The 17347-nt window shown below is 67.5% G+C and carries 13 protein-coding genes; 5 read left to right on the top strand and 8 right to left on the bottom strand.

Features of this window, described 5'->3' with window-relative positions; genetic code table 11:
* Positions 1 to 27: 27 nt before the first annotated feature.
* Entirely contained in the window at positions 28 to 1299 is a 1272-nt protein-coding gene (locus AC1DK9_RS02655) for an MFS transporter (RefSeq protein WP_476914931.1), read from the bottom strand.
* A gap of 81 nt (positions 1300 to 1380) precedes the next feature.
* Here AC1DK9_RS02655 and AC1DK9_RS02650 point away from each other — a divergent pair, with 81 nt between their 5' ends.
* The 3 genes from AC1DK9_RS02650 (at position 1381) to AC1DK9_RS02640 (ending at position 5728) form a co-directional block, all read left to right on the top strand.
* Positions 1381 to 1848, top strand: coding sequence for a Fur family transcriptional regulator (locus AC1DK9_RS02650; protein ID WP_476862445.1), 468 nt, complete (start codon positions 1381 to 1383; stop codon positions 1846 to 1848).
* A 24-nt stretch (positions 1849 to 1872) separates the two neighbouring features.
* Positions 1873 to 3381 carry a catalase gene (locus AC1DK9_RS02645; protein WP_476914930.1) on the top strand — a complete coding sequence of 503 codons (1509 nt, stop codon included), beginning with the start codon at positions 1873 to 1875 and terminating at the stop codon, positions 3379 to 3381.
* A 151-nt stretch (positions 3382 to 3532) separates the two neighbouring features.
* Positions 3533 to 5728 carry an acyltransferase family protein gene (locus tag AC1DK9_RS02640; protein WP_476914929.1) on the top strand — a complete coding sequence of 732 codons (2196 nt, stop codon included), beginning with the start codon at positions 3533 to 3535 and terminating at the stop codon, positions 5726 to 5728.
* A gap of 111 nt (positions 5729 to 5839) precedes the next feature.
* On the opposite strand, the gene AC1DK9_RS02635 is transcribed toward AC1DK9_RS02640, so the two are convergent.
* The 5 genes from AC1DK9_RS02635 to AC1DK9_RS02615 form a co-directional block, all read right to left on the bottom strand.
* Positions 5840 to 7423 (bottom strand): amino acid permease, encoded by a 1584-nt coding sequence (locus tag AC1DK9_RS02635; RefSeq protein ID WP_476914928.1) that lies wholly within the window; start codon positions 7421 to 7423, stop codon positions 5840 to 5842.
* A gap of 106 nt (positions 7424 to 7529) precedes the next feature.
* Positions 7530 to 7937 (bottom strand): DUF779 domain-containing protein, encoded by a 408-nt coding sequence (locus AC1DK9_RS02630; protein WP_476914927.1) that lies wholly within the window; start codon positions 7935 to 7937, stop codon positions 7530 to 7532.
* Between the two features lie 84 nt (positions 7938 to 8021).
* Complete coding sequence (gene exaC / locus AC1DK9_RS02625; RefSeq protein WP_476862454.1) at positions 8022 to 9545, bottom strand: acetaldehyde dehydrogenase ExaC; 1524 nt, start codon at positions 9543 to 9545, stop codon at positions 8022 to 8024.
* 147 nt (positions 9546 to 9692) lie between these two features.
* The gene (locus AC1DK9_RS02620) at positions 9693 to 11108 is read right to left on the bottom strand and encodes a GAF domain-containing protein (RefSeq protein ID WP_476914926.1); all 1416 of its coding nucleotides are present in this window, start codon (positions 11106 to 11108) and stop codon (positions 9693 to 9695) included.
* Between the two features lie 114 nt (positions 11109 to 11222).
* Positions 11223 to 12683, bottom strand: a complete 1461-nt coding sequence (locus AC1DK9_RS02615; RefSeq protein WP_476914925.1) for an FAD-dependent oxidoreductase — start codon at positions 12681 to 12683, stop codon at positions 11223 to 11225.
* A 164-nt stretch (positions 12684 to 12847) separates the two neighbouring features.
* Here AC1DK9_RS02615 and rarD point away from each other — a divergent pair, with 164 nt between their 5' ends.
* A complete protein-coding gene (gene rarD / locus AC1DK9_RS02610) occupies positions 12848 to 13918 on the top strand; it encodes an EamA family transporter RarD (RefSeq protein WP_476915234.1) in 1071 nt (356 codons plus the stop codon).
* Positions 13919 to 13958: 40 nt separating this feature from the next.
* Here rarD and AC1DK9_RS02605 read toward each other — a convergent pair whose 3' ends face one another.
* Entirely contained in the window at positions 13959 to 14831 is an 873-nt protein-coding gene (locus AC1DK9_RS02605; protein ID WP_476914924.1) for a universal stress protein, read from the bottom strand.
* 192 nt (positions 14832 to 15023) lie between these two features.
* On the opposite strand from AC1DK9_RS02605, the gene AC1DK9_RS02600 reads away from it, so the two are divergent.
* On the top strand, positions 15024 to 15854 hold the full coding sequence (locus AC1DK9_RS02600; RefSeq protein WP_476914923.1) for an AMIN-like domain-containing (lipo)protein: 831 nt from the start codon (positions 15024 to 15026) through the stop codon (positions 15852 to 15854).
* A 123-nt stretch (positions 15855 to 15977) separates the two neighbouring features.
* Here the strand turns inward: AC1DK9_RS02600 and gabT are convergent, their stop codons facing one another.
* Positions 15978 to 17333, bottom strand: coding sequence for a 4-aminobutyrate--2-oxoglutarate transaminase (gabT, locus tag AC1DK9_RS02595; protein ID WP_476862459.1), 1356 nt, complete (start codon positions 17331 to 17333; stop codon positions 15978 to 15980).
* Positions 17334 to 17347: the final 14 nt, after the last annotated feature.

The following is a 17347-nucleotide window of genomic DNA, read 5'->3' as shown; positions in this document are numbered from 1 at the left end:
CCGATCGCCTATCTAAGAAACGAATTGCTAGGGTACCGGGTTCCGCGCGTCGTACTTCAGGAACCCGGACTGCCAGCGCGCCACTGCCCACGCCACCGCCGCGCAGAGCACCCCGCCGGCGAGCAGTACCCAGCCCTCACTGAGCAGCTTAGTCGCGCCGCCGGCGAGCATGTCCCCTACCCGGGGACCGCCTGCCACGACGACGACGAAGACGCCCTGCAGCCGGCCGCGAAGATGGTCCGGGGTGGCCGATTGCAGGATGGTGGTGCGGAAGACCGCACTGACGGAGTCGGCGATGCCGGCGAGCGCGCAGCACACTGCGGCGGGCACCAGCCAGGGAGTCACGCCCTCAGCGCCGGACCTGCCGGCCAGCACGACCACGAGGCCCAGGCCCGCGATCGAGGCGCCCCAGCCCATAACCGACCAGACCACCGCCGCCCCCTGGGCCCGGACGGCACCGAGCGGCCCGGAAAAGAGCCCGGCCAGGAAGGCGCCGACGGCGGTGGAGGCCAGCAGCACACCGACCGTTGCTTCGCCGCCGCCGATCATGAGCGCCCCGATGGCCGGCAGCAGGGCCCGCGGCTGGGCCAGGATCATGGCGACGAGGTCGATCACGAAGGTCATGCGCAGGTTGGGCCGCGTGCCGAGGAACCGGAAGCCCTCCACGACGGAGCGCAGCCCGGCCCGGTGCGAGGCCTGCCCCGGCGGCATGGGCGGCAGCTTGAGCAGTGCCCAGACGACGAAGGCGAAGCTGGCCACGTCGATCGTGTAGGTCCAGGCGAAGCCGATCGTTGCGACCAGCACGCCGGCCAGCAGCGGCCCCGCGGTCATGGTCAGGCCGAAGATCATCATGCTCAGGGCATTGGCCGCGGGCAGGAGCTCCTTCCGGACGAGCACCGGGATGATGGCGCTGCGGGCCGGCTGGTTGATGGCCTGCGCGCCGCTCTGCACGGCGACGAGGAGGTAGAGCAGCCAGACGTTCCCCAGCTGTAGCCAGGCCTGCAGCGCCAGGGCCACGGTGGTCAGCCACAGCACCGCGGAGGCGAGTAGCGCGACCTTGCGGCGGTCGTGGGCGTCGGCGATGGAACCGCCGAGCAGGCCGCCGAAGACCAACGGCACCAGGGCGAAGATGCTCAACAGGCCTACGTACAGGCTGTCCTGGGTGAGCCGGTAGACCTCCAGGCTGACGGCCACAAGGGTGAGTTGGCTGCCCAGCGCCGAGGCGGCGGATCCCAGCCACAGGCGGCGGAAGGCCGGACTCTCGCGCAACGGCGTGATGTCCGCCAGGAATTTCCCCACCCGGCCACTCTAGTGGGATGAAGTTGAGAAATAAGCCGAACCTTATTGTGACCGAATCAAAATAAGTGTTTGAATGGGGCCATGACGGACACGGCGGGGACCAGCGAGGCATGGACCGCCGCCCTGCATGCCCACGGCCGCCGGGTCACCAAACAGCGGCTGGCGGTGCTGGCCGCCGTCGAACGCCATCCGCATTCGCCGGCGGAGGCCATCCTCGCCGCAGCCCGCGAGGATCTTCCGGAACTCACTGCACAGTCCGTCTATGTGGTCCTTGGCGATTTGACCGAGTTGCAGATGCTGCGCCGTTTTGAACCCCCGCACTCCCCCGCGCTGTACGAGACGCGGGTGGGCGATAACCACCACCACGCCGTCTGCATCAGTTGCGGCCGTGTGGAGGACGTCGAATGCGCCGTCGGCCACGCGCCATGCCTGACACCGCACTGGGGCTCCGGCTCCAAGCCCATGACCATCCAGATCGCAGATGTCCTGTACCAAGGCATCTGCGAGGACTGCCAGCGCGCCCAACAGCTCCCCTCCGAACGTAATTAAGTACAAACAAGAAATAGGAGAACGATGACTCAGAACATCTCTGCGCCTTCCGTGTCCACGACACAGTCCGGCGCCCCGGTCACGTCCGATGCCCACTCGCAGTCCGTCGGCGCCGACGGCGCGATCATCCTCACCGATCACTACCTGATCGAAAAGCTGGCCCAGTTCAACCGCGAGCGGGTGCCGGAGCGCGTCGTGCACGCCAAGGGCGGCGGCGCCTTCGGCACGTTCACCACCACGGGTGATGTCTCGCAGTACACCAAGGCCGCGCTGTTCCAGCCAGGCACCGAGACGGACATGCTCATCCGTTTCTCCTCCGTCGCCGGCGAGGCTGGCTCCGCCGACACCCTGCGCGACCCGCGCGGCTTCGCCGTGAAGTTCTACACCAGCGAGGGCAACTACGACCTGGTCGGCAACAACACGCCCGTCTTCTTCATCCGCGACGGCATCAAGTTCCCGGACTTCATCCACTCGCAGAAGCGCCTCCCGGGCACCCACCTGCGCGACGCCGACATGCAGTGGGACTTCTGGACCCTCTCCCCCGAATCCGCACACCAGGTCACCTGGCTCATGGGCGACCGCGGCCTGCCGGCCACCTGGCGTGAAATGCAGGGCTACGGCTCGCACACCTACCAGTGGATCAACGCTGCGGGCGAGCGATTCTGGGTCAAGTACCACTTCAAGTCCAACCAGGGCGTCAAGTCCCTGACCGGCGACGAAGCCGAGGAACTGGCCGGCGCGGACGCGGACTTCTACATCCGCGACCTGCAGGAGAACATCGACGCGGGCAACTTCCCCTCCTGGGACCTGCACGTGCAGGTCATGCCCTACGAGGACGCCAAGACCTACCGCTTCAACCCGTTCGACCTGACCAAGGTGTGGCCGCACGGCGACTACCCGCTGATCAAGGTCGGCACCATGGAGCTGAACAAGAACCCGGAGAACTACTTCGCGCAGATCGAGCAGGCCACCTTCGCGCCGTCGAACTTCGTGCCGGGCATCGCCGCCTCGCCGGACAAGATGCTCCAGGCCCGCATCTTCTCCTACGCCGACGCACACCGCTACCGCGTGGGCACCAACCACGCCCAGCTGCCGGTGAACCTGCCCAAGAACCAGGTCAACAACTACAGCCAGGACGGTGCCGCCCGGTACCACTTCAACGCCCCGTCGGTTCCGGTGTACGCGCCGAACTCCTTCGGCGGCCCGGCTGCCGTTGAGCCGCAGAACCCGGCCGGCGGCTGGGAGAACGACGGCGAGCTGACGCTCTCCGCCCACTCCCTGCACGCTGAGGACAGCGACTTCGGCCAGGCCGGAACGCTGTACCGCGAGGTGTTCGACGACGGCGCCAAGGCCCGCCTGCTGGACACCCTCACCGGTGCCGTGGGCGGCGTCAAGAACGCCGACATCAAGGAACGCGCCATCCAGTACTGGACCAACGTCGACGCCGAGCTCGGCGCGAAGCTGCGCGCCAACCTGGGTGCCGCCACCGGCGCTCCTGCCTCGGACGCGGAAGCAGCCAACAAGATCGGCTAGCCTTCCCAGCAATGAAAGAACACCCCGCCGCGGAGAACCGCGGCGGGGTGTTCTTTTCGGCCTGCGCCGGGTGGGGTAGCGTCCCCGGGCATGGCAAAATCGGGAGGGACTGCGGAATCTTCGGTTCCGCAACGTGGCGTTTCGATAGCAAATGTCCCGCGATCCCCACGGCCAGGGCCACATCCCGTGCCCGGCCACCAGAGCTAAGGACATCATGAGCGTCGCCGAGCAAGTGCGCACCGACAAGGCAGGCGTCCAGGCGGCTGGCACCGGCCTACGCCGGCGCCGGATCTTCCGCGCGGACATCCAGGCGCTCCGCGCCCTAGCCGTCACCCTCGTGGTCCTCAACCATCTCTGGCCGGACCGCATGACCGGAGGCTACGTCGGCGTCGACGTATTCTTCGTAATTTCGGGTTTCCTCATCACGTCCCACCTTCTTAAGGAGCTGATGGCGACGGGAAGGATCCGGCTGGGGCAGTTTTACGCGCGCCGTATTCGCCGGCTCCTGCCAGCGGCGCTGTTGGTGCTCGCGGTCGGGCTCGGAGCTTCCTGGCTTTTGCTGCCAAACTCCCGCTGGATCGACACCGCGCTCGAGGTCTTGTCCAGCGCCTTCTACGTCGAAAACTGGGTTCTGGCAGCGAAATCCATCGACTACTCAGCGTCGACAGACTCCGCGACCGTTGCCCAGCATTACTGGTCGCTCTCGGTCGAAGAGCAGTTCTACCTCATCTGGCCCCTGCTGCTGCTGGGTCTGTTCTGGATAGCCGCCCGGCGCCGCACCTCAGTCAGGGGCGTGCTGCTTGCCGGCGTTGCCGCCGTGATCGTGGCAGGGCTGGCCGCCTCTGTCCTCACGACGCAGGCGACTCCGAGCCAGGCCTATTTCGTGACGCCCGTCCGGGCATGGGAGTTCGGTGCCGGAGCGCTGGTGGCGCTAGGGCTGGGCAGGGTGCGGCTCGGAGCCACCGCAGCGAAGTGCCTGGGCCTGCTCGGACTCCTGCTTATTGGGCTTTCCGCGTTCACTTTCAACAGTGCCAGCCCTTTCCCGGGGTGGCTGGCGGCCCTTCCGGTCGCCGGCACATCGCTGGTCATTTTGGCAGGCAATGACGGCCGCCGGCCGGTGCTCAGGGGACCGGTCGGCTCGTTGCCTGTCCAGCACATCGGAAGCGTCTCTTATTCGCTCTATCTGTGGCATTGGCCCGTTATCGTTGTTTCCCCCTTCGTCCTGGGGCGTACGCCCACGGATATGGACAAGGCCCTAGTCCTGGCTCTGTCCCTGGTCCTGGCTTCGATCACCAAGGTACTTGTGGAGGACCGCGCGCAAGCATCCCGGTTCCTCAACACCTCGACCGCCCGCACCGTCACGGCCATGGGCGTGGCAATGGTGCTGCTCGCGGGACTCTGCTTCGCCCAGATCCAAGCCTCCGAGCAGCAGAGCGCCCGCGACGATCAAGCCGCGGCAGCCGCGGCGCTGGAGCCCTGCCGTGGGCCTGGTGCCCTGCTGCCAAAGGCCGACTGCCAAGGGAAGTTCGGTCCGGTCACGTCGCCGGGGAACCACGATGCCAAGAAGTACTGGCCGGTCCCGCCCGAGTGTGGCGCGGCCAGGGAAGAACTCATGACCGGCGATAAGAAGACGCACCACGTCTGCGACTTCTCCGCCGGCAAAAAGAACCCGAGCATTGTTTGGCTGGTCGGCGATTCCCACGGCCAGCACTGGCAAGGAGCCGTGTTCGCGGCCGCCCGGAAACAGCATTGGATCGTCAAGACTGCATTTGCCGGCGGTTGTCCGGTGGCAGATGTTCAGTACGTCGGCTACAACGGCCACACCGAGCGTGAGCCTGCCCTGAAGTGCATGGACTGGTCCCGCCGCGTCACGGCGGCCGTCGCCGCAGACAACCCTGCCGCGGTCTTCACCTCGATGTTTTCGAGGGAGCAACACGTCGATGACGGGTCCGGGCGGCCGGAAGCGGAACAGTTCGCCGAAGGGCTTCATAAGACCTGGCGACAGTGGACAGCCGCCGGCGCCACGGTTTACGTGCTCGCGGATACCCCCTTGAACGGAGCCGTGCGCGACTCTGACTGCACCCAGATTCACGCAGCCACCCCAGCGGACTGCGCCGTGTCGCGGTCCGCTGCCCAGCCCCCGGACCCGCTCGTTCAAGCCGCCAAATCCGACTACGACCGAGGCGTGCGGCTCCTCGACCTGACCGACTACTTCTGCGACGCGGAGAAGTGCTATACCGTGGTCGGCGGCGTCGACGTCTATTACGACGCCAACCACATGAACCGGGAATACAGCGAGCTGTTCGGACCCATTCTTCTGGCCAAGATGGGCCCAGGAGCGCCGTAGGCACGGGGTCGGGCCGCCGCCTCCCGGCACTGACGAAACACCCCGCCGCGGAGAACCGCGGCGGGGTGTTCTTTTTTCTTCGGGCGCCCGGAGGGGCGGCCGGCTAGGCGGCTACGAGCGGTTGAGCGCCTCCGCGTCGTCGCCGTCCGCAGCCGGCTTGGCAGCGGGCGCGGTGGCCGGAGCCGCGGCCGCGGCCGGGCCGTTGACGGCGGCCCGTGCCTCGGCGAACTTCTCGTTGAGCCGGGAGTGGCGCTGGCCGTAGGCGAAGTAGATCGCGATGCCGATGACCAGCCAGAGGGCGAAGAAGATCCAGGTCTCCACGGCGAGGTTGGTCATCAGGTAGAGGCAGAGCACGGCGGAGACCACCGGGACCACCTTGCCGAACGGCACCCGGAAGGAGGGCTTGAGGTCCGGGCGCTTCTTGCGCAGGACCAGGATGCCGAGGCTGACCATCACAAAGGCCGACAGCGTGCCGATGTTGATCATTTCCTCCAGCAGGTCCACCTTGGTCAGGCCGGCCACCACCGCCACGGCCGCACCGCAGATGATCTGCAGCCGGGCCGGAGTGGCGCGGATGGTGCTGGTCTTGGACAGGGAGCGCGGCAGCAGGCCGTCGCGGCTCATGGCCAGGACCACGCGGGAGAGGCCCATCAGCAGCACCATGATCACGGTGGTCAGGCCCACCAGCGAGCCAAAGGCGATCACCTTGGCGGCGTCGTTGTTGCCCACAGCCTCGAAGGCGGTGGTGAGCGTGGGGCTCTCCGCCTCGGCCAGCTTGGTGTAGGAGACCATACCGGTCAGCGCGAGCGAGACCAGGATGTAGAGCACGGTGACGATCGCCAGGCCGCCGAAGATGCCACGCGGCAGGGTCTTCTGCGGATTCTTGACCTCCTCGGCGGAGGTGGCGACGACGTCGAAGCCGATGAAGGCGAAGAAGACCAGCGCTGCCCCGGCGAAGATGCCGAGGGTGCCGTACTGGGCGGGGGCCGCGCCGGTGAGGAAGCCGAAGAAGGACTGCTTGAGCACGTCGGTGGCGCCGGTGCCGCCGGTGGGCTGTGAGGTCGGGACGAACGGGGTGTAATTCTCGAACTTCACGTAGGTGAAGCCCACGATGATGACGAAGAGGACGACGGCGATCTTGATCAGCGTGAAGACGTTGCCGACGCGGGCGGACAGCTTTGTCCCCAGCACCAGCAGCACGGTGAAGACGGCCACGATCAGGAAGGCGCCCCAGTAAAGGTCAACCCCGCCGAGGGAGATTGCCGGCGGGACGTCCAGCCCCATCAGCGCGAAGACCTTGCTGAGGTAGATGCCCCAGTACTTGGCGATCACGGCGCCGGCGGTGAACAGTTCCAGGATCAGGTTCCAGCCGATGATCCAGGCCAGCACCTCGCCCATGGTGGCGTAGGTGAAGACGTAGGCGGAGCCGGCCACGGGAATGGCGGTGGCGAACTCGGCGTAGCACATGATCGCCAGCGCGCAGGTGACGGCGGCGATGGCGAAGGAGATGGTGACGGCGGGGCCGGCGAAGTTGGCGGCGGCCTTGGCGCCGACCGAGAAGATCCCGGCGCCGACGGCAACGGCGACGCCCATGATCATCAGGTCCCAGGTGCTGAGCGAGCGCTTGAGCTTGCGGCCGGGCTCATCGGCGTCGGCCATCGACTGCTCGACGGACTTGGTCCGGAAAAGGTTCATTGGAAGGTCCAGGGTCTCTGTAGCAGGGGAAAACGGACCTATTAATAGTAGTGTCCATCCACTGGACGGCCGCTTTAATCCCAAATGGTGAGACGACGGGGGCTTCTTAGACCGGCCAATCCATCAGCGTCGAGCGGATCAGGAAGCGCTTCCCCTCGGGCGCCTCGACCGAGAAGCCGCTCCCCCGGCCGGTCACGACGTCGACCGTCAGGTGGGTGTGGCTCCAGTAGTTGAACTGTTCTTTGGACATCCAGAACTCCAGCGGCCGCGGCTGCGTGCCGTCCGAGATGTCGAACCGGCCCAGCAGCACGTCCGAGTCACCGGTAAGGAACTCCCCCGCCGGGTAGCACATGGGCGAGGAACCGTCGCAGCAGCCGCCGGACTGGTGGAACATGAGCGGACCGTGCTGCAGCCAGAGCTTGCGCAGGAGCTCAACGGCTTCGGTGGTGAGCGCCACCCTGGAAAAGTCCTCGCCGGCCAGCGTTACGGCGGCGTCGAGCCTGGTCTGGGTCATGGGGGCTTCTCCTCTAGCTGGGGATGACGGTTACGGACGAAACGGAAAAGGCGGGGCGGACCAGGTCCGCCCCGCCACGCCGGCTTAGAAGAAGCCGAGCTTGTTCTCGTTGTAGCTGACCAGCAGGTTCTTGGTCTGCTGGTAGTGGTCCAGCATCATGGCGTGGTTCTCGCGGCCGATGCCCGAGGACTTGTAGCCACCGAACGCGGCACCGGCCGGGTAGGCGTGGTAGTTGTTGACCCACACCCGGCCCGCCTGGATCTCGCGGCCGGCGCGGTAGGCGACGTTGCCGTTGCGGGACCAGACGCCGGCGCCGAGGCCGTACAGGGTGTCGTTGGCGATGCCCATGGCGTCGTTGTAATCGCTGAACCGGGTCACGGACACCACCGGGCCGAAGATCTCCTCCTGGAAGATGCGCATCTTGTTGTGGCCCTCGAAGATGGTGGGCTGGACGTAGTAGCCGCCCGCGAGGTCGCCGGACAGTTCGGCCCGGGCGCCGCCGGTGAGCGCCTTGGCCCCCTCCTGCTTTCCAATATCGATGTAGGAGAGGATCTTCTCCAGCTGGTCGTTGGAGGCCTGGGCGCCGAGCTGGGTGTCGGTGTCCAGCGGGTTGCCCTGGATGATCTTCTGGGTGCGGGCCAGCGCGTCGGCCATGAAGGAGTCGTAGATGCCTTCCTGGACCAGGGCCCGGGACGGGCAGGTGCAGACTTCGCCCTGGTTGAAGGCGAAGAGCGTGAAGCCCTCGAGTGCCTTGTCGTAGAACGCGTCGTTCTTGTCCGCGACGTCGTTGAAGAAGATGTTGGGGCTCTTGCCGCCCAGTTCCAGGGTGACCGGGATCAGGTTCTGGGACGCGTACTGGCTGATCAGCCGGCCCGTGGTGGTTTCGCCGGTAAAGGCGATCTTGCGGATCCGCGGGCTGGAGGCGAGCGGTTTGCCGGCCTCTACGCCGAAGCCGTTGACGACGTTGATGACGCCCGCCGGCAGCAGGTCGCTGATGAGTTCCATCAGCACCATGATCGAGGACGGCGTCTGTTCGGCCGGCTTGAGGACGACGGCGTTGCCCGCGGCGAGCGCGGGGGCGAGCTTCCAGACGGCCATCAGGATGGGGAAGTTCCAGGGGATGATCTGGCCGACGACGCCGAGCGGCTCGTGGTAGTGGTAGGCGGTGGTGTCGTCGTCGAGCTGGGAGAGCCGGCCTTCCTGGGCGCGGACGGCGGAGGCGAAGTAGCGGAAGTGGTCGGCGGCGAGCGGGATGTCGGCGTTGAGGGTCTCACGGATCGGCTTGCCGTTGTCCCAGGACTCAGCCACGGCGAGCATCTCGGTGTTCTCATCGATCCGGTCGGCGATCTTGTTCAGGATGGCCGCACGCTCGGCCACCGAGGTCTTGCCCCAGGACGGGGCAACCTTATGGGCGGCGTCCAGGGCCAGCTCGATGTCCTCTGCGGTGCCGCGGGCCACCTCGCAGAAGGCCTTGCCCGTCACCGGCGTGATGTTTTCGAAGTACTGGCCCTTGACCGGGGCGACCCATTCGCCGCCGATCCAGTTCTCGTAGCGGTCCTTGAAGGTGACCTTCGAACCCTCGGTTCCGGGCTGTGCGTAGACAGTCATTGCTAGCTCCTTTGCTGTGCAAGATGGGTGGCGGGAGCGGCCAGGATCTCTGCGGCCGCCGCTGGCACCAGCCTAGGAGCGGGCAGGTTGCAAGCAGGTTGCAACCTTGTGAGCCGGATCACTCCTTCGTCGGTGCGGGTCACCGCGTCAGGCGCTGAGCTCCGCTTCCAGCCGTTCCAGGTCAGCGACGACGGCGGCCCGCTTGGGCGAGCGCGGCGGCAGCAGCTTCAGCGCGGCGGCGCGGACCTCGACGTCGTCGCGCGCTTCCGGCAGCTCCGCATACTTCAGCAGCGATTCGGCGCTCCCGTCGGTCAGCACGGCTTCGCGCAGCAGGGACGCAACCCGGCCGCGGAGCTCTGTGATCCCCGGTGCCTCGGAGCGGGGAAGGACCGCACCGCGGTAGATTTCCAGCGCGATCCGGTGGGCTCCGCGCTGCAGGCAGCTGAGCACCTGGCCGGAATCCGGCATCAGGTCCATCGGCAGGCGGTAGGGCCGGGACTCCGGAACGGCGGCCGGGTTGAGCTGCTGCAGGACCTTGCGCAGGCGCACCATTTCGGCGCGCAGCGTCATGGTGGCGCCGTCATGCGGGTAGAGCAGGGCGGCCAGCTCCTCCGCGGTGAGGCCCGCCGGGTGCGTGCTGAGCAGGGCAAGAATCTCGCTGTGCCGGGCGGAGAGCGTGACAGTGCGGCCGTCGATGCTGAGCACCGCCTGGTCCCGGCCGAGCAGCTGCAGGCTGTTGCGGTAGAGGCTGCCCGAGGCCCAGGCGCGCGTTCCCGCGGCACTGGGTCCGGCCTTCGGAGCGCTGCTGCCGCCGTTGGTGGACACGGCAGCCTGCCGGCGTCGAGCAGGCGCGGCCTGCCGGGCGGCGGCAAGCTGGAGCCGTTCCACCCGCAGGTGCGCCTGGGCGGCGGCGACCGTCGCCTCGACGAGGGACAGGGTGTGCGGCGCGACGGCGGATTCGGTGCCGGTGATGTCGACTACGCCCAGCAGCGCACCGGAATCCGGATCGTGGAACGGCACGGCCGTGCAGCTCCAGGGGTGGACCGAGCGCTTGTAGTGTTCTGCGCCGGCGATCTGGATGCCGCGGCCCAGGGCCAGCGCCGTGCCGGGGGCGCTGGTGCCCACGGTGGCCTCTGACCAGTCCGCGCCCGGGACGAACATCATTCCCTCGGCGCGGCGCTGCATGGCGGGGTCCCCTTCGACCCAGAGCAGCCGGCCCACTTCGTCTCCGACGGCCACCAGCATGCCGCTGTCGTGGCTGGGCAGGACGAGGAGTTTGTGGATCACGGGCATGATCGCGGCCAGCGGGTGCTGCCGGCGGTATTCCTCGAGTTCCTCCCGGTCCATGGCCAGCGGGGCTTCGGGGTTGTCCGGGTTGGCGTGCAGTTGCGCGGACCGCTGCCAGGACTCGCGGATCAGGCTGCGGAGCCCGGGCAGCTGCTCGCCCTTCAGCCCGAGGGAGTCCAGCTGTTCATGGCCTGCGAAGGCGTACTGCTGGCGCAACTCCGGGCTCAGGCCCCGGCCGGAGCCGTGCGGGCCCGTCTGCTCGACCGGATTCCTCATTGAACTCCCACCTGGCGGACACCTTCTTCGGCGCGCGACGGCATGCCTTAGGCAGCGTCGTTTCATCGAGTGTACGGGGCGTACGGGAGCCCCGCCAGAGGGGTAGCGCGCGGCTTAGCCGCGGGAAATCTCGATCATCTCTTCCCGCGGGACCACCTTGATCCGTTCGCGCACCACACCGCCGTCGGCGTGGTCAGCGGACCACGCCGCGCCCAGGGCGAGTTCGTGGGCGTCCAGCTTGTTCCAGCCTTCCCAGGTGGTGTACTCGATGCCGCGTTCCTCGAGCAGGTCGATGATGGCCTGAGGATCCGGGTTCTTGGCCGGCGGGAGGCTCAGCCGGTCCTCGAGCAGGAAGCCGATGGTCTCCAGCGCATCGCCCTTGGTGTGTCCGATCAGGCCGACGGGGCCGCGCTTGATCCAGCCGGTGGCGTAGATGCCGGGCACGGGTTTGCCGTCGGCATCCAGCACCCTGCCGCCCTCGTTGGGGATGACGCCGCGCCGTGCGTCGTACTCAAGCTCGTCGAGCTGGGAGCCGTGGTAGCCGATGGCGCGGTAGACGGCCTGGACCGGGTATTCGACGAACTCGCCGGTGCCCTTGACGTTGCCGGTGCCGTCCAGCTGCATGCGTTCGAACTTGATGCCCGCCACCTTGCCCGGGTGCGCGGCGTCGCCTGTTTCTTCACCGAGAATCTCGACGGGGTTGTGCAGGAAGTGCAGGTGCAGGCGTCGGGAGGACGGCTCCTCGGCTTCGGCGTGCTCTTCGACGAGCCAGTTGCCGAGGGTGTTCACCATGGTCTTGATCTGGTTGTTCGTGCGGATGGCCTCGTCGGAGGCTTCATCGAATTCGAAGTCCTCCGGGTAGAGGACGATGTCCACATCGTTGGCGTGGCTGAGTTCGCGCAGTTCCAGCGGGGTGAACTTCACCTGGGCCGGGCCGCGGCGGCCGAAGACGTGCACATCGGTCACCGGCGAGTTCTTCAGCGCCTGGTACACGTTGTCCGGAATCTCGGTGACCAGCAGGTCATCGGCGTGCTTCACCAGCATCCGGGCCACGTCCAGGGCCACGTTGCCGTTGCCGATCACGGCAATCTCCTTGGCCTCCAGCGGCCAGTCGCGCGGCACGTCCGGGTGGCCGTCGTACCAGGAGACGAAGTCCGCCCCGCCGAACGAACCCTCGAGATCGATGCCGGGGATGTCCAGGTCCGCGTCCTTGATGGCGCCCGTCGCGAAGATGACGGCGTCATAGAAAGCGCGGAAGTCGTGCAGGGTCAGGTCCCTGCCGTAGCTGACGTTGCCGAGGAACCGGATGTCGCCGCGGTCCAGCACCTTGTGCAGGGCGTTGACAATCCCCTTGATGCGCGGATGGTCGGGCGCTACGCCGTAGCGGATCAGGCCATAAGGCGCCGGGTAGGCCTCGAACAGGTCGATGCTGACCTCGAAGTCGCCGTCCTTGACCTCGTTGGACTTGGTCAGGATGTCCGCGGCGTAGACGCCGGCCGGTCCGGCGCCGACAATCGCAACGCGGAGGGGACGTTTGGACGGACTTTTAGGCGAGGTTTCGGCCGAGTTGGACACCGGGAGCCCTTCTGAGTCTTGGCGAATGCGCCGGCAGATACGGCGCACAGTTCCCCAATTCTAAATGTCCGCGCCACGGCGTGGGTCCAAGTGAGGAAGATCGCAGGTTCCGGGGCCGTCCTGCAGCGCCAGGCGGCAGGAATAGGGCCACCGGGGGTGGTGTTATTGATCTTGTGCCTATCTCCGACGGATCCCGTCCCCCCGCAACCCTGACGTCCCCGGGCGGCGCTGCCCCCGCTGCCGGAGCCGCCGGCGACGGGCCCGGCGGTGTCGCCGCCAGCGGTCCCGCCGCCAACGCCCCCGCACTCAAGGCAGTGGACAAGGACACGACGGCGGGGATCCTGTTCGGCATCGGCGCCTACGGTTTGTGGGGGCTGCTTCCGCTGTACTTCTTCGTGCTGCACCCGGCCAGCGCCGTCGAAATCGTGGCCAACCGGGTGGTGTGGTCGCTGCTGTTCTGCGTCCTGCTGATCACCGTCACCCGCTCCTGGCGGGTGATCGGCGCCGCGTTCCGGAACCGCACCGTCATGGGCCCGCTGGCCCTCGCGGCCGGCCTGATCGCAATCAACTGGCTGACCTACACCTACGGCGTGACCACCGGCCAGGCCGTGGAAACATCGCTGGGCTACTTCATCAACCCGCTCGTCTCGGTGCTGCTGGGCGTTTTCGTCCTGAAGGAGAAGCTGCGGCCGCTGCAGTGGACCGCCGTCGGCGTCGGGTTCGTTGCGGTGGGCGTGCTGACGTATTCCTACGGCAAACTGCCCTGGATCGCCCTGACCCTGGCCTTCAGTTTTGGCCTCTACGGTTTCGTCAAGAAGCGGGTGGGTCCGCGGGCCGACGCCCTCACCAGCCTCTCCGTCGAGACGATCGTGCTGGCACCCATCGCCGGGGCGGCCATGGTCGTACTGGCCGTGACCGGGGCCGCCACGCTGACCAACAACGGCGCCGGGCACTTCTGGCTGCTCGCCGCGTCCGGCGTCATTACGGCCGTCCCGCTGCTTTTCTTCGGCGCTTCCGCCCGGCGGCTGCCGATGACCACGATCGGGCTGCTCCAGTACTTCGCCCCGGTGCTGCAGTTCATCGTCGCGCTGGTGGTCTTCAGGGAGGCCATGACCCCGGAGCGCTGGGTGGGCTTCGGCGTCGTCTGGCTCGCGCTGGCGCTGCTGACCGTGGACATGCTGCGCACGGCCCGGAGGAACTCCGTGACCCGCAGGCTGGCCCGCGCCGCCGCCTGACCGGCCCCGGAGAACTCCCCTCTTTCGGCTGCGGGTGGGCCTAGTCCTCCGGGCTGGTGTCGATGCGGACGTAGTCGCGCGGCACCACGACCATGGGGACCGGCAGGGCGCGGAGCACCTTGTTGGCCGTGCTGCCGATGAAGAGCTTGTTCTTCTCGGCCAGGCGGGAGGAGCCCACGATCATGATCTCGGCGTCGTCCCATTCGAGGTCATCGATAGCCTCCTCAATGGTCCGTCCGTGCGCGACCTCCACGCTCACGTGGTGGCCTTCGGGCAGGCGAGCGGCGGCGGCTTTGAGGACCGTGTTCGCGTGGACATGCGCGGCGTTGACGTTTTCGCCGCCGTCGCCCTCGGCGTCCAGTTCGACCAGGGAGACAAGCCGCAGCGGAACTCCGCGGYGGGCGGCCGACTCGATCGCGACGTCGATTGCTGCCTCGGCGCCGGTGCGCTCGCCGACCGCGAGGGTCAGCCGGGTGATCGGATCCGTGTGCCGGTAGCCGCGGGGGGCCAGGGCAACCGGGACCGGGGAAGCATGCAGGAGTGCGTTGGCCACGCTGCCGACGCTGTACCGCTTGAACAGGCCGCTGTTGGCGGCCCCCACCACGATCAGGCCGGCGCGGTACTCCTTGGCAGCGTYGATCAGCCCGGCGGCGAACGAGTCCGCCTGCCGCACGTGGAACCTGGCCTCCAGGCCCTCCGGAACGAGGGCAAGGCCCTGCCGCTCCGCCGTGAGCACGGACTGCTCTGCGGCGCTGACACGGTTGCCCTGCGGGTTCAGCGCGACATAGGGGGTGTTCCGGTCCACTACATGGACCAGGTCCAGGTGGGCACCCTGGGCACGGGCCATGGCGGAGGCGAGGGCGACGGCGTCGGCGCCGCGGTCGTTGGGTGTGTAGCCAACTACGTATCGCATGTAAGAACCCCTTATGGGTCTGGGGCAGAATCCAGCTTGGCTCCGGGGGTTCCGGGCGACGTCGGCCGGTCTGCGTTCCTGCAGTGGTAGGAAAGACTCTAGCCCAGCGCCGCGCCGAAATGTGGGTGACTTTTGGCCCTGCGCCGCCTAAGTTTCCGAGGTCTACGCTGAACGCGTGGAGGGGAGCTCACCATGAGTCTGATCAGGAACCACGGGTTCGCGGCACGAAATAGCGGACTGGGACTGTTGATTTTCCTGCTCGCACTGACCGGTTGTACCCCGTCCCCACCCCAGCCGTCCGGGACCAGCACTGCGCCGGCGACCTCGACGGCATCCGGGACGCCGACCTCCACCGCTTCCGCCACCTCGGTTGCCCCGTCCAGCAGTTCGACGCCGTCAACTTCGGCCACCGCCACGCTGCCGCCGGATTCCGATGAGACCAAGGCACCGCAGGACGGCGACCGCGTGCTCTCCTCGACCATCACCCACGACTGGGCATGGCCAGGAGCGAAGACGCCGTTCAAGACCACGCACAGCAACCCCGTACCGTTGGCTCCGCCGCCGGCGGCACCGCTGCCCACGCTGTACGCGATCGGCGCCGGCCAGCACCCCTCCGACACCCCGCCCTATGACCAGCTGAGCTTCCGCTTCAACGGCGCCTTCCCCAGCTACGACATCTCGTTCGTCCCCGAACTGCTCGCCGACGGCAGCGGCCTGCCCGTGCCGATGCCCGGCTCGGGCGCCATCCTGAAAGTAGTGTTCCACGGCGCCCAGGCACATACCGTGGACGGGAAGGCCAGCACCATTAAGAGCAGCCCGAAACCCTCGATCGGCTACCGTGCGCTTACCCGCTACGCCCCGGCCGGCGATTTTGAGGGGGTCCTCAGTTACGGGATCGGCGTCGGCCGGCCAGGCACCGCGGTGCCGCAGACCAAGGTGCGGGTCTACGAGGTCGAGAAGATCGAGCAGGGCCGGCATCTGTACGTCGTCGCGATCCAGCTCGACGCCAGCTCCTGGCGGTAGGCGCCGGAGCAACAGCACCCGAACGTGGACGAGCCGCGGACTTCCCAGTCCGCGGCTCGTCCACGTTGCTTCTGTGCGTTGCTTCTGTGCGTTCCTTCGGGGTCTCCCCCTGCTGGGCCGTGCCTAGGCGTTGGCGCGGACCGCCGCGGCCAGGACCTCGAGTCCGTCGAGCAGCAGCTCGTCGCTGATCACCAGCGGGGGGAGCAGACGGATCACGTTGCCGTAGGTGCCGCAGGTGAGGATGATGACGCCTTCCTTGAGGCAGGCGGCGGCAACGGCCTTGGTCAGCTCCGGGTTCGGCTCCTTGGAACCGGCCTGGACCAGTTCGATCGCCAGCATCGCGCCGCGGCCGCGGACGTCGCCGACCACCGTGAGCTCGGACGCGAGCTCGCGCAGCTTGCCCAGGGCGAGTTCCTCGATGTGGCGGGCCCGGGCGTTGAGGTCGTACTGCTCCATGGAGCCGATGGAGGCCAACGCCGCGGCGCAGGCCACCGGGTTGCCGCCGTAGGTGCCGCCGAGGCCGCCCGGGTGGACGGCGTCGAGCAGCTCGGCGCGGCCGGTGATGGCGGAGAGCGGCATGCCGCCGGCAATGCCCTTGGCCATGGTGATGATGTCCGGAACAACACCTTCGTGGTTCACGGCGAACCATTCGCCGGTCCGGCAGAAGCCGGACTGGACCTCGTCGGCGATGAAGACGATGCCCTTGTCCTTCGCCCAGGCCGCGAGTGCCGGCAGGAAGCCCTCGGCCGGGACAATGAAGCCGCCCTCGCCCTGGATGGGCTCGATGATGATCGCGGCAACCTGCTCGCCGCCGATCTGCTTCTCGATCATGGTGATGGCGCGCTTGGCGGCCTCGGCACCGGTGATCTCCGGGTTTTCCTCGCGGTACGGGTAGCTCATCGGCATGCGGTAGACCTCGGGCGCGAACGGGCCGAAGTTGGTCTTGTACGGCATGGCCTTGGCGGTCAGCGCCATGGTCAGGTTGGTGCGGCCGTGGTAGGCGTGGTCGAAGGCGACGACGGCGTCCCGGCCGGTGGCGAGGCGGGCCACCTTGACGGCGTTTTCCACGGCTTCGGCACCGGAGTTGAACAGCACGGTGCGCTTCTCGTGGTCGCCCGGGGTCAGGCGGTTCAGCTGTTCCGCGACGGCGACATAGCCCTCATAGGGGGTGACCATGAAGCAGGTGTGGGTGAAGTGCTCCACGGCTTCCTTCACTGCGCCCACGACGGCGGGGTCCGAGGCGCCGACGCTGGTCACGGCGATGCCGGAACCGAGGTCGATGAAGGAGTTGCCGTCGACGTCCTGGATGATGCCGCCGTCGGCGTCGGCGACGTAGACCGGGACGCTGGACGCGACGCCGGAAGCCACGACGGACTTGCGGCGCTCGGTCAGGGCCACGGACTTGGGTCCCGGGAAGTCGGCCTGGACGCGGCGCTTCTGCTCAAGACGGTAGGTGATGTCGTTTGCTGTGGTGGTCATGGGGGAAGCCTTTC

The sequence above is a fragment of the Arthrobacter sp. 01T414 genome, from assembly GCF_056398965.1.
The sequence above is the reverse complement of the archived record's forward strand: the minus strand, read 5'-3'. Positions and strand labels throughout refer to the sequence as shown.

What these genes read in the sequence shown, in the direction of transcription:
- AC1DK9_RS02630 (WP_476914927.1), bottom strand. Translation starts at nt 7,937, where the DNA reads ATGACCCAGACCAGGCTCGACGCCGCCGTAACGCTGGCCGGCGAGGAC.
- AC1DK9_RS02620 (WP_476914926.1), bottom strand. Translation starts at nt 11,108, where the DNA reads ATGAGGAATCCGGTCGAGCAGACGGGCCCGCACGGCTCCGGCCGGGGC.
- AC1DK9_RS02650 (WP_476862445.1), top strand. Translation starts at nt 1,381, where the DNA reads ATGACGGACACGGCGGGGACCAGCGAGGCATGGACCGCCGCCCTGCAT.
- AC1DK9_RS02600 (WP_476914923.1), top strand. Translation starts at nt 15,024, where the DNA reads ATGAGTCTGATCAGGAACCACGGGTTCGCGGCACGAAATAGCGGACTG.
- AC1DK9_RS02635 (WP_476914928.1), bottom strand. Translation starts at nt 7,423, where the DNA reads ATGAACCTTTTCCGGACCAAGTCCGTCGAGCAGTCGATGGCCGACGCC.
- AC1DK9_RS02640 (WP_476914929.1), top strand. Translation starts at nt 3,533, where the DNA reads ATGTCCCGCGATCCCCACGGCCAGGGCCACATCCCGTGCCCGGCCACC.
- gabT (WP_476862459.1), bottom strand. Translation starts at nt 17,333, where the DNA reads ATGACCACCACAGCAAACGACATCACCTACCGTCTTGAGCAGAAGCGC.
- AC1DK9_RS02645 (WP_476914930.1), top strand. Translation starts at nt 1,873, where the DNA reads ATGACTCAGAACATCTCTGCGCCTTCCGTGTCCACGACACAGTCCGGC.
- exaC (WP_476862454.1), bottom strand. Translation starts at nt 9,545, where the DNA reads ATGACTGTCTACGCACAGCCCGGAACCGAGGGTTCGAAGGTCACCTTC.